This is a genomic window from Carboxylicivirga sp. (assembly GCF_982718395.1).
Genome location: NZ_CEXQWX010000049.1, coordinates 9354 through 22043, shown reverse-complemented (window position 1 = coordinate 22043; position 12690 = coordinate 9354). Strand labels below are relative to the sequence as shown.

Genomic DNA, 12690 nt, shown 5'->3' with positions numbered 1-12690 from the left:
TGAGAATTTGACCCAAAAATACTAAACTTTAATTTTGGTCGATCAATTCTTTCATCAATTGTTCCATATTAGTCCGTACAGCTTTATAAGGTTCTGTAAAGCGATTGGCCATCATACAAAAGGCAAGCGTCCGGCCTTCATTTGTATTGATATATCCACAATAAGTTAATACGCCATTCATAGAGCCACTTTTTCCTAACAACTTTCCTTTATACTCTTGTTCTTTGCAAATACTCCTTAAAGTACCATCGACTCCGGCGATTGATAAACTTTCTATGAATTCATCATTTCGAGGTGATTGATATAAATAAACTAATGCATTGACCATATCTGTTGCACTAAATGTATTAAATGGCGACAGTCCACTACCATCATAAAACTGTCCTGTAAACTCAGATATATGTTTCTTCCAATATGAAGTAAGAGCTAGTGTTCCTTTATCCCAATCCGCCTGACTATATTCCTTTTCGGCAATGGCATAAAGCAAATGATCTGCAAACAGATTGTGACTTGTCTTATTAACAACAGAAATAATCTGATTTAGCTTAGGTGAATAATGTGTATATACATGATTTAATCCTTCCTCCTCATCTAAAGATGTACTCTCAATATCTTCGATCTCTATTCCATTTGTTTCGAGGTAACGACGCAAATCATTTGCAAAAAACAATTCAGGGTGAGGAAGTGCACCTTTTATAGTAAAAGCCTTTCGATCTCGCGGAATAGTGCCGCTCACATACCACTCATCCATCATTGCATTGCCATATATATACGCACTATCCTTTGAATTATCTGCACTCTTAACCAAGCAATTAATCTGGAAATCAACAATTGGTTCTGTTTTAATAATTTTTACCGGTGCGTTTACAACTTCGGGTGATTGCATGGTTATATGAAAAGTATTTTCGCGATAGCTTAGTCCATTGGGTACAGCTCCATAATAATTTCCTATATCCTCCCACAAACGTTTGGAAGGTTGTTTTATTCCTGAATAACAAGAATTATCCACGCATATCTTATGCAAAGATTCAATTCCCTGTTCTTTTAAGTCTACTAGTAGTTGTTTAAAAATCTTATCTGAAACACTTTCTTCAAAACGATCAGAACCCAAGGTTGGATCACCACCACCCTTTACCAATAAAACACTTCCTTCATCTACTTCCTTTAGATAAAAACGAGTTTCAAACCTAAACTCAGGAGTTAACACATCCAATGCGGCACCACTCGTTAATACTTTGGTTAATGATGCGGGTGTCATCCTTTGTTGAGGATTTTTGCTCAAGAAGACCTCCTTCGTGGAAATATCAATGGCCAGAACAGAAACAGCGCCATACTGTGTAATACTTAATGATTTATTTAGTTTTTTGTCGTTTTGATCCGTACTTTGGAGGCCACAGGCCGACAATAGTAACCAGGCAAACAATATTTTCAAATTCATTCGCTCCCTCCCAACTGTTCATCCAACAAATTATTCTCACGATAACGCCTGGCCAGATCGGTATATAATTGACCTGCTACCTTTGTTGCATCACCATTACCAAGAAATCCCTGCGCACTGAAAGCATCGTAGCTTTTGTAAGCCCATTCCATAGCTAATTTTAGCTCTCCTCTCGCCTCCATTGACAGGGCGATATTGCTGGCCGCCCTTCCTTTTTCTTTGATTGTACCATGCTCATAAATAAAACCCCATATTTTTTCAGCTTCATATCGATCACCTTTATTCAACCATTCAGCAGCATTAACAAAATGCTGATTTCCTGCAATATAAATACGACGCTTAACCGGTTCCCAATAAGGCACCAGTTCATTGGCAAATGTATAACCCAGATAATGCCCCAACTCAACAACTGCTTCTTTGATCGCAGGAAATGTGGATACAGAGGCATTCACCTCATCACCAACACCATCCCAATATAATGTATCCCGATGAATATTGCTATATAAGGCTTCCGTTGAATACCCATCAAACATACGCCAGAATGTCAATCCTCTTAAGTCCATCGTTGAATAATACTCATACCCCATATTATGAACTTCAATATCGGTTGCATACGCGATACCAGCCAATGACAATACAGCATCGGCATTATAGCGGTTACAAATATTAATTATCTGCGATTGCTGCAAAGCCTGATATTGTTTACCGCTTTCTATGGTGTTATACTTTGTTGAATCCACATAAACTGTATCAAAGAAATTCCGTATTAACATTTCTTCCTTAAGCTGATCAATAACAATGGTTGAAAAAGAGTCGACCCGTACCGTATCTAACCTTACTTCATCACCTACTACAATGGCCTTGTGCGCATTATCCGCATTATAGGGATAAGCATTATCAACGATAACTAATGATTTAATCTCAGGAGGAACTGAATAGCTTGCAGGCCTTAGCACATCATAATGCATTACCTCATAGGTTTGGCAGGACATAATGATAATGACTAAAAGGGTACTTAGGAGTAGGTTTCTTTTCATGTGTCTTTAATTTGACTTTTATTTGTCACATGGAACTCGCCAATTTTGTCATGCTCCTGTGTGAGAAGCTTTTTCTCATGGCTCGTTTCATATGATTAAATTTATTTTCAAAGGTCATATGGAACTCTTAAATAAATTTGATCATCCTCCAATATGCCAATTAGGATAATCAAATTTACATGTTCGTTTCATCGGGTAATTATTTATCAACTATACTATTTGCTTAGCATATTAGTGATTTATCTAGTCAATATTCACAATTAGTATTTACTGTCTGATTATATCAGTGCTTTATTAAGAATGTTACTTACATCTTTCTTTTCAAGTTTTTTAAACATACCTACGGGGCCAAATTTACAGGCTCCTTCGGCCATATCCTCAATTCTATCACCTGGAATATTTACATCTTTCAATGATGCCGGCATACTTAAACTTACAAAAAAGTCTCGTGTTTTGGCAATACCTTCGCGGGCTGCTTCCTGGTTATCTTTAGTTTTAATATCCCAAACATTTCGAGCAAACTGAGCTAGCTTTTGAGCTGTTTTCTCATTCAGTACATATTGCATCCAAACAGGAAATATGATCGCCAAACCAGCACCATGTGTTAAATCATATATAGCGCTAACTTCATGTTCAATGGCATGTGTAGCCCAATCACCGGCCACCTTTCCTGTTATGGTAAGTCCATTAAGAGCGAGGCTCGAGGCCCACATAATATTGGCACGCGCTTCGTAATTCTCCGGGTCCTTAAGTAAAACAGGTCCGTAATAAATGCAGGTTTTCAAAATACCTTCAGCCAATGTATCCTGCAGCAAAGTTCCATTATCTAGTGTAAAATACTGCTCAAAGATATGACTCATTACATCAACCACTCCTGCAGCTGTTTGCCACTTATTGACTGTAAATGTATAAGTCGGGTCCAGTATTGAGAATTTTGGTCGCAAAGAATCATGACCTGTCGCGCGCTTTTCTTGTGTCGCTTCATTTGATATGACGGTATTACCGTTCATCTCACTACCAGTTGCTGCCAACGTTAATATTGTTCCGATTGGGAGAACAGTTCCAACACTGGCTTTTCTTTCGTAAAAATTCCAGGCGTCACCATCGTAATTTACACCGAGAGATATTGCTTTGATACAATCGATCACACTTCCTCCTCCAACTCCAAGAATAAACTCTATTTGATGTTCACGACATAAGCGAATACCTTCTCGTACACTTTCAATACGCGGATTAGGCTGAATACCTGCCAACTCAACAAATTCAATTTGACTGGCCTGAAGAATGCTCACCAGCTTTTCGTACACACCACTTTTTTTGATGGACCCACCGCCATATGCCAGAAGTATTTTATTACCATACGGTAATATTTCTTGTCCTACTTCTATAATACGATTTTTCCCGAAAAGTATTTTCGTTGAGGCCTGATAAGTAAAATTCCGCATGTTGAAGATTTTAACGTTTGTTCACAAAAATAATACCATAATTAAGATTTAAAATCAAGTTCAGTAAATATTCAACAACAAACATAAGTGTTTCGCAGTTTATTTAATTTTTTACACAAAAAGGGTGCTCCGTTGAGCACCCTGAAAGTTGAAATATTTGAATTACTGGAATCTGGTTCTTAATTAAAACTATACCCGGTCCATCCGAATACTGATGTATCACATCCGGTTAGCCCTGCTGCTTCAACGTTAATAGAAGCGTTTACTTCACCTTCACCATTGATTATCTCGCCGGTTAAATCAGTTGCTAAATCGGCATAGTTTAACTCAATGGAAGTACCATCAGCGGCATAACCCTTTTGGTCGGTTAAATCTACCAGATCTCTAATAGTACCAATACCTTTTACTATACAGTTGGTGATTGTAGCCCTGGCTCCACGACGGATTTTCAATGCATCGTGCATTAAGCCACCGAAACCATTTTCTCCTGAATCATCTGAATTTTCAGCATTTGTAACAATGGTAATATTGGTCATTGTAAAGTCCGACTGATAAAAATGTGTTGGGCCATTGCCATCAAGATTACCATCTGCTTCAACACCACGCGGATCGCCTTCTGACGATACGAAATCCGGTTCCCAGATACCATAAGCATTGTCAAGCGTACCAGTCCATCCTTCTGTGACATCAAACATATCATCATCTGAATTGACAACTAACAGGTTAGTCACATTAACAGAACCACCAAACCATTCGATACCATCATCCGCACCATGCTTTACATAGATATTTTCTACAGTAGTTCCATTACCAACACCGTTAAGTGTCAAACCATTGTGCTCTTTATCTTCAGATGATTTAGCACCGGTATACTCAAGAATTAAATACTGAACCGAACCCGAGTTATCATTCTCCTGGTCACCACCGTACTTGATGTTTGAATTAACCTCGGTTGATCCTTCGTTCAGTGCCTGATCCTCGTTGGCACCTGAGATTGGGGCGTATCCATTTATTATCAGACCACCCCATCCGCCCGGATACTGATCTTCTGAAGTCATTACCACAGGCTGATCTTCTGTACCTTGTACATCAATCTGAGCACCTCTCTCAACAATAATGTATTTTGAATAAGCTGCCGATATTGATCCACTTGTGGAGCCTTTAATAACAGTTCCGGCCGGAATGGTTAATTTGGCACCTTCTTTAACACTTAATGTACCGGTTAATAGATAAGTAGTGTCAGCATTTAAAGTTCTATCAGCTGTGATATTACCTTTAAGCTCACCCTCTCTCTCGATAGTAATTTTGTCATCGTCGTTGTTACATGCTGTTAGAAGTATCGCAGCCGCTGAAAGGCTGAATAAAAACTTTTTCATAAGTATAAAATAATAGAGTTAATAATGTAATTATTGAAGTTTTATTTAAAATGTATAAGACACGCCTATGCTTATTGCCTCACCCTTGCGAAAACTCATCAAGGTTACCGGCTCACCTCCAGAATAAGGTTCCCTGGTTATTTTATATTCAGGGTTCAGCAAGTTCTGAGCTTTGATGTTCAGGCCCCAATGTTTATTTAATTTGGCTGTTGCTATAAAATCCAGAGTTCCCACCGCAGTTTCATTGGTATCTTCAAATCCACTGGTTCCGACGGTGTACAACTTATCGCTTGTATAATTGTAGACCATAGCTGCTGTAAAAGCACTAGCTCCCTTTTTATAGCTATAGGTAAGGTCGGTATTTATAATTAAAGGAGCAGCTCCTTCCAGCTGACTGCTTGAATTAGTAAAAGGAATATTTTCATCATCGCGACCTAGCTCGGCATGTGTATAGATATATGAACCGTTAATTCCTAATGCCAGCTTTTTACTTACATGGTCTGATTGATATTTATAAATATTTTTACGTATCTCAACTTCTAATCCGGCGGCGGTTGCATAATCTGCAATGTTACGATAGGTAAGAAAACCCGCTGCTGACAGCTCTTCAATTCTGGAAATCGGATCGATAATGTGCTTATAGAATCCTCCTACGCTAAATATTTCATCATTGGAAAGGTAGAAGTCGTACTTTAAGTCCACATTATAGTTTTGCGAAGGCTGCAGATTAGGGTTACCCTGACTTCTGAATGTTTCACCGGTGTACTCAAAAGGTGCAACTTCTTTGGCCTGCGGCATGGTGTAAGTCTTACTCAATCCTAAACGCAATGAGTTTTTGTCGCTGAAGCTGTATTTACTGTTGATGCTTGGTAAAACATACAACTCGTTAATGGAGGCACTGCCGACACCAGCTTCAACAGTATGATAATCCACTAAAAAGTCAACCATATCGATCCGCACACCACCTGATACAATTAGCTGAGGTGAAAGCTGATAGGTTCCATTTACAAATCCACTATGAATATAGGATGATACCGAATATTCATTTTCATATACGTCAATGTAGAAATCGCCAGAGGACGGGTCGCGTGGCACTCCCTGATTGGTTGCATTAAAGAATGAATCCAGATCAATATTATTTCGGTGAAAAGCAACACCACGATTGTAAACTTCCATACCATATACATCTCCCTCAAACTCTCTGTTGGTAATCCTGCCTTTATACCCAAAATCCAGCTTTGAGATGCCATCATCCTTCAGGCTATATTCAAACTCTGCACGCATATTTGCATCTGTTTCTCTCAGTGCGGAGAAGAATCGTTGCTGCGACGTTTGTGAGGTCATAAAGCGTAGCATTTCATCATTCTGGTCTACAATCATGCGATTGATTCGACGGTCGGGTTCATTACCTGCAATATAATTGACTGAAACACCAGGTTTGAAGGTTAAACGCGAACTTAGTTTTAAATCGGCATACAATTGATTAACTAATAACGTATTGTCATTCACTTGCTGACGTATTGTATAAGCATTATCCCCCACGTTTCCTCCCCGGTTTTCAATTTCAGCATCATAGCCTTCATACGTTCCGTAATATGCACGGTTGGTATGAATATATAGTGTGTTAAAGGAAATTGAGTTATCCATATTTAGCTGATAATTAACATTACCACCCAACATATGAGACGTACTTCTGATGTATTTTTCATAGTCAAAATCTTCATCGATTCTACCATTTGTAGCTGTGCTTCTCACCACCCCTTCATTGGAGAAAAAATCCGTGTCGTAATTACCAATCACATAATAGTTCAATTTATCATTAACCGAAGCTCCTCCGCCGAAGTTAAATGATTGATTAAGGGTAAAATTATTTCTTGATGGATTTAGCTTGTTATTAAATCCCCATGAGTCACTTGTAGCACTTCCCGGATTTTTTGCATAACCAACACCATTAACTCCATCAGGCGAAATAAAACTATTGCCTATGGTAGCCATGTTACCTCCCAAAGAACCGCCAATAGAGAATTCGCCATCGCCTGTCAACTCTTTTGAGTTAACGTTGATTATTGCTCCACCCACGTCGCCATGACCTTCTGAGTTAAATACCTTATTGACATCAATGGATTGAATAACATCTGACCCAAAGAAATCTAGCGATATATTTTTATATTCCGGATCTTCGGAAGGTACCGGGAAACCATTAAGCATAGTGGCATTGTATCTATCGCCTAAGCCACGGACAAATACATTTTTAACCCCTTCCTGTTTATTAACACCCGACATTTTAGTTACAGCTCCTTCAGCATCACTAACCCCTTTGCGCGATAACTCCTGGGCTCCTATGGATTGTTTGGCCATTACGGCCTTCTTTTGCTCTAAAAGCAGTAAGTTTTCTGATTCACGATTGGCCTTAGCCACTACTGTAACCTCACCCAAATCGAGTTCGGCAGGGCGTAGTTTAATATCGAGGACCACCGGGTTATCCTCATTGACTTTAACATTGGCAAAAACCTCGGGCTCATATGAAATATACTGACACCTTATATTATACACACCAGGCTCAAGAGGTGGCATTTCAAAATCACCCATAAAATTGGTGATGGTACCAATAACGGTTCCTTCAACAGAAATGGTAGCCCCAACCAACTCTTCTCCTGTATTAAGGTCGGTAACTTTTCCTGTAACAATTCCAGTTTGGGCCATCACATTACATGATATAATTAAAAGGATGGTCCAAATTTTTAATTTAAGTTGCATAGTTAATTTCTTGATTCAATTATTTCAATTTCACGGCTCTCTGTTTGCCAAAATTGAACCAAGCTTGGTTAAGAAGTGTCAATTAAAAATGCAATAATAAGCACTTAACATTCTGGTAACCTACAAAACCCATTCAAAACACATAAAGCACTATTAATCTGCACATTGCACATTATTAGTAACAAATCGTTATTTCTTTTATTAATAATCAGAGTAATTGTAAGCGATCAAAAGTCTTTAACTCGTTATTATTCCAATACCAATAAAGCTAAGCTAAAAATGGTGATGTCATTAACTTTCTTAACCCACGGCAGTTATTTATACCAAATGGCTGTTTCAAAAAACGATTATTTACAATAATATGGGGTATTGAAAAAATGAAAGTTAATATGAGAAATAAGTCAAATAACAGTAAAAGTCATGACATTAAAGGTTAAGATAACTTTAAATTAACAGGTAAAAAAACATGTAGTTTTTCACGAAGGAAAATGAAATATCGGCTCGGTTACTTTTTAGTTAACACTTCTAAACAGGTAGATGTTAATAAAAGTCAAGAATTTATGACTGATTATTTTTTGGCACGCTGCCAAATTGTTTTGGTGCAATGGTCAAAATACAAAAAAGGGTAACCCGAAGGCTACCCTTTATATCAAAATCAAATAAATGATTACATATTCATACCGCCACAAACATGAATGGTTTGACCACTCACATAAGCTGATAGATCAGAACCTAAGAATACACAGATGTTAGCAACATCCTCAGGTGTACCACCACGCTTCAAAGGAATCTTCTGTTCCCAATCCTTCTTCACGTCTTCAGGCAGTTTACCAGTCATCTCAGTAATAATGAAACCCGGTGCAATAGCGTTACTACGGATACCACGCGAACCAAGCTCTTTAGCGATTGATTTAGTAAAACCAATCATACCTGCTTTAGAAGCTGAATAGTTAGCCTGACCTGCATTACCACTAACACCCACAACCGAACTCATGTTAACGATTGAGCCTGAGCGCTGACGCAACATGGTTGGCTGAACAGCTTTGGTGAAGTTAAATACCGACTTAAGGTTTACATTAATTACTGCATCCCACTGGTCTTCGGTCATACGCATTAACAATGTATCCTTTGTAATACCAGCGTTATTAATTAAAATGTCGATAGAGTCGAAATCTTTGGCGATTTCAGCCACTACTTTCTGAGTATCTTCAAAATTACTGGCATCAGAAGCATAACCTTTAGCCTTCACACCAAGTGCTTCAAGCTCTTTTTGTGTTTCTTCTGCAGTCTCGTTAATTACTAAGTCAGTAAATGCTACATTACAACCTTCTTGTGCAAATCGGATAGCAATTGCTTTACCAATGCCTCGTGCAGCACCAGTTACAATAGCCGTTTTTCCTTCTAGTAACTTCATATTTTATTATTTAAGTTTTGATGAACCTTTTCAATGACCTGTTCATCATTACAATAAATTAATGTGTTAAAACTTGATAGCTAAGACATATCATCAACTATCTGTTTCAAACTTAACCGGACAAAAATAGAACAATTCTTAGCTTTTCGCTATTTTTTTTGTTGAAATGCGGACTTGAATGTAAAAGACATGCATAAAGCCTTGGAGAAGATTCACCAACATTATCTGATGCGACCAGTTTAATGGCATCTTCTTCTGAAGTGGTTCATACAACTATCGACAAAATGCCCATTAGTCGAAACTCCATCCAGAAGCGTTGATACACTATACTCATTTGCGAACTAGCTACACATGCAGGTTACTTATTTTAGAATTACTCGTGACTTGACTTAGTCTCACTATAAAAAACAACCCGATGACTATTAATCATCGGGTGCTTTCATAATTCACATCTACAACTAATTACATAACTTCTAGTTTTCTAATGCCTTTACCACTGTAGCGCCTAAGTCAGCAGGTGATTCAACAACATGTAACCCACATTCTTTCATAATCGTCATTTTAGCAGCTGCCGTATCATCCTTTCCTCCAATAATAGCTCCGGCGTGTCCCATTCTTCTACCTTTTGGTGCTGTTTGTCCAGCAATAAACCCAACTACAGGCTTAGTACCGTTTTCCTTTATCCAACGAGCTGCATCAGCTTCCATTGTACCTCCAATCTCACCTATCATTATAACAGCATCCGTTTCTGGATCATTCATAAACAGCTCAACAGCTTCTTTGGTAGTTGTACCAATTATGGGGTCCCCCCCAATTCCGATAGCCGTTGAAATCCCTAGTCCGGCCTTTACAATCTGATCGGCTGCTTCATAAGTTAAAGTACCTGATTTGGAAACTACACCAACCCTTCCCTTCTTAAATACAAACCCAGGCATTATGCCAACCTTGCATTCTTCAGCTGTTATGACACCAGGGCAGTTAGGTCCGACTAACCGCACATCTTTCCCTTCCATATAAGCTTTAACCTTTACCATATCAGCCGTGGGGATACCTTCAGTAATAGTAACAATCACTTTTACTCCTGCTTCAGCCGCTTCCATAATTGCATCTGCCGCAAATGGAGGTGGTACAAAAATGGCACTTACATCAGCTCCAACTTTTTGAACAGCATCTGAAACGGAATTAAAAACAGGAAGTCCTAAATGCTCTGTTCCACCTTTTCCTGGCGTTACACCACCAACCACATGGGTTCCATATTCAATCATTTGAGTGGCATGAAATGTCCCCTCGCTTCCGGTAAATCCTTGTATAATAACTTTTGAGTCTTTATTTACTAATACGCTCATAGGGTAAATAGATTTTAATTAGCGATTATTTTAAGAGTATAAATATTTCTTAATGTAGATAACCGAAATCTAGGCCGTTTGTTTTACGTTTTTGGATTTTCATCATTTTTTAAGATTATTACATTCCTGTCAACAACTTGTAATATCAACTATAGTGTAAAGAATTCTGTAATAATTAGAATCTGTATCCCTTTGATTCCAAACGATTTTATAATTTTACACATAAAACAACCAACATGAGAGCCATTACCTTCATACTACTATTAATATCGACTTATACATACGCTCAGGTAATCGAAGCGCTACCTGACAGTTTAACCAAGCGCATCTTAATCGCTCACCCCACAGTCTCAACCATTGAGGTTCTAAATACCCTAAATGAAAATAGCTTACTTGATTTATCAACAACACAATTATTAGGGGTTTATCACAAAGATGAAGTCTATAATTACGCAAAATCTCAAACAGTGATAGATTCTCTTAGCCATATCAACATTCAACTTTATGAAATCAAGGACACACTTGTAACTGATAGTCTATTTTGCCCCAATAACATCACTCCAACTTTTGAAGTGTTATTTAGAGAAAGTGAAGGTGTTATCTTTTTTGGTGGGCCAGATATTCCACCACATATATACGGAGAAGAAGCTCACCCTCGCACGCTTGTTACAGATCCCTTTCGACATTACTTTGAAGCTTCGTTTATTTATCACTTGATTGGCGGATATCAAAACATTGAATACAAGCCTTTACTTGAGCAAAATACAGAGTACTTACTATTTGGTATCTGCCTTGGTATGCAAACAATGAATATTGCTTCAGGAGGAACTCTCATTCAGGATATTTCTTCGGAAGTTTTTTGTAGTGATGAGACAAAAGGTCTGGAACACCTCGATTGTGAAGAAATTCATCGCAACTTCTATGCTAAAATGGATACCTACTCTTCTTTAAATTTATCCGGTTCGCATTTCCATCGCATTTGCTTTAAAGATTATTTCTTTCCGAACATGACACAGGTGTCTACTGAATTGGAACCTATTATTAATAGTTATCACCATCAGGCCGTAGAAAAATTAGGTAAAGGCTTTGAGGTAGCTGCTACATCAAGCGATGGTAAAATCATTGAAGGTATTTTTCATTCACACTATCCAAATGTATTTGGTGTACAATTTCATCCTGAACGGGCTCAGTATTTCCTAAAGAGTAAGAAATACCAGATTAAACCCAATGATCAACCCAAATACCTGGATGATTACCTGGATGAAAAAAGCATGCAATTTCATATTCAATTCTGGAAGGCAATTAATAATATACTACAAGAACTTTAGTACAATTATTCACAAAGCTCCTAAAACAACAAAAGCCCATCCGTAAAGATGAGCTTTTGCGGTCTGGATGACAGGTCAGTATTCTAATCCAGCATTCTTTTGAATTGGGATAATTCATTCGAATCAGATGAAATAAGCCAACTCAAGTATTTCCTATTAGTTTTCTTTAGCCTCAATTCCTCTCTTAATGCGTCGGTTTTGCTTTCAAACTTTCTGACATAAACCAACTTCCAAGGTACTTTTTGGGAAGTATATTTACTTTCTCCATTATTATGGCGCTCTAACCTTACGAATGGATTTTTCGTGGAGCCTTTGTAGTATGTCCCATCCGCAAAGCTTTCAATTATATAAACAAAGTAATGCATCTATAAAACAACAAAAGCCCATCTGTAAAGATGAGCTTTTGCGGTCTGGACGGGACTCGAACCCGCGACCTCCGGCGTGACAGGCCGGCATTCTAACCAGCTGAACTACCAGACCTAAAATTGAAGTTAAAACAAGCGGTCTGGACGGGACTCGAACCCGCGACCTCCGGCGTGACAGGCCGGC

Annotated in this window: 9 protein-coding genes and 1 tRNA gene; 1 reads left to right on the top strand and 9 read right to left on the bottom strand. The window is 38.3% G+C overall.

Features of this window, described 5'->3' with window-relative positions; genetic code table 11:
• Window positions 1-28 precede the first annotated feature (28 nt).
• The 7 genes from dacB to sucD all read right to left on the bottom strand — a co-directional run bounded on the left by dacB (window position 29) and on the right by sucD (window position 10813).
• Window positions 29-1438 (bottom strand): D-alanyl-D-alanine carboxypeptidase/D-alanyl-D-alanine endopeptidase, encoded by a 1410-nt coding sequence (gene dacB, locus AC4MRQ_RS11105; protein WP_491197746.1) that lies wholly within the window; start codon window positions 1436-1438, stop codon window positions 29-31.
• Window positions 1435-2475, bottom strand: coding sequence for a DUF6340 family protein (locus AC4MRQ_RS11100; RefSeq protein ID WP_491197745.1), 1041 nt, complete (start codon window positions 2473-2475; stop codon window positions 1435-1437). Before AC4MRQ_RS11100 ends, dacB begins: the two co-directional genes overlap by 4 nt.
• A 278-nt stretch (window positions 2476-2753) precedes the next feature.
• Window positions 2754-3920: an iron-containing alcohol dehydrogenase gene (locus AC4MRQ_RS11095; RefSeq protein ID WP_491197744.1), complete on the bottom strand. Its 1167-nt coding sequence runs from the start codon at window positions 3918-3920 to the stop codon at window positions 2754-2756.
• Between the two features lie 179 nt (window positions 3921-4099).
• Window positions 4100-5296 (bottom strand): beta-helix domain-containing protein, encoded by a 1197-nt coding sequence (locus AC4MRQ_RS11090; protein ID WP_491197743.1) that lies wholly within the window; start codon window positions 5294-5296, stop codon window positions 4100-4102.
• A 45-nt stretch (window positions 5297-5341) separates the two neighbouring features.
• Entirely contained in the window at window positions 5342-8053 is a 2712-nt protein-coding gene (locus tag AC4MRQ_RS11085) for a TonB-dependent receptor (RefSeq protein WP_491197742.1), read from the bottom strand.
• 667 nt (window positions 8054-8720) lie between these two features.
• On the bottom strand, window positions 8721-9467 hold the full coding sequence (gene fabG / locus AC4MRQ_RS11080) for a 3-oxoacyl-[acyl-carrier-protein] reductase (protein ID WP_491197741.1): 747 nt from the start codon (window positions 9465-9467) through the stop codon (window positions 8721-8723).
• Window positions 9468-9940: 473 nt separating this feature from the next.
• Window positions 9941-10813, bottom strand: a complete 873-nt coding sequence (gene sucD, locus AC4MRQ_RS11075; RefSeq protein WP_491197740.1) for a succinate--CoA ligase subunit alpha — start codon at window positions 10811-10813, stop codon at window positions 9941-9943.
• A 236-nt stretch (window positions 10814-11049) separates the two neighbouring features.
• On the opposite strand from sucD, the gene AC4MRQ_RS11070 reads away from it, so the two are divergent.
• A complete protein-coding gene (locus AC4MRQ_RS11070; RefSeq protein WP_491197739.1) occupies window positions 11050-12141 on the top strand; it encodes a gamma-glutamyl-gamma-aminobutyrate hydrolase family protein in 1092 nt (363 codons plus the stop codon).
• Between the two features lie 83 nt (window positions 12142-12224).
• Here AC4MRQ_RS11070 and AC4MRQ_RS11065 read toward each other — a convergent pair whose 3' ends face one another.
• Complete coding sequence (locus AC4MRQ_RS11065; protein ID WP_491197738.1) at window positions 12225-12506, bottom strand: GIY-YIG nuclease family protein; 282 nt, start codon at window positions 12504-12506, stop codon at window positions 12225-12227.
• A gap of 41 nt (window positions 12507-12547) precedes the next feature.
• Window positions 12548-12621 (bottom strand) — tRNA-Asp (locus AC4MRQ_RS11060).
• Window positions 12622-12690 lie beyond the last annotated feature (69 nt).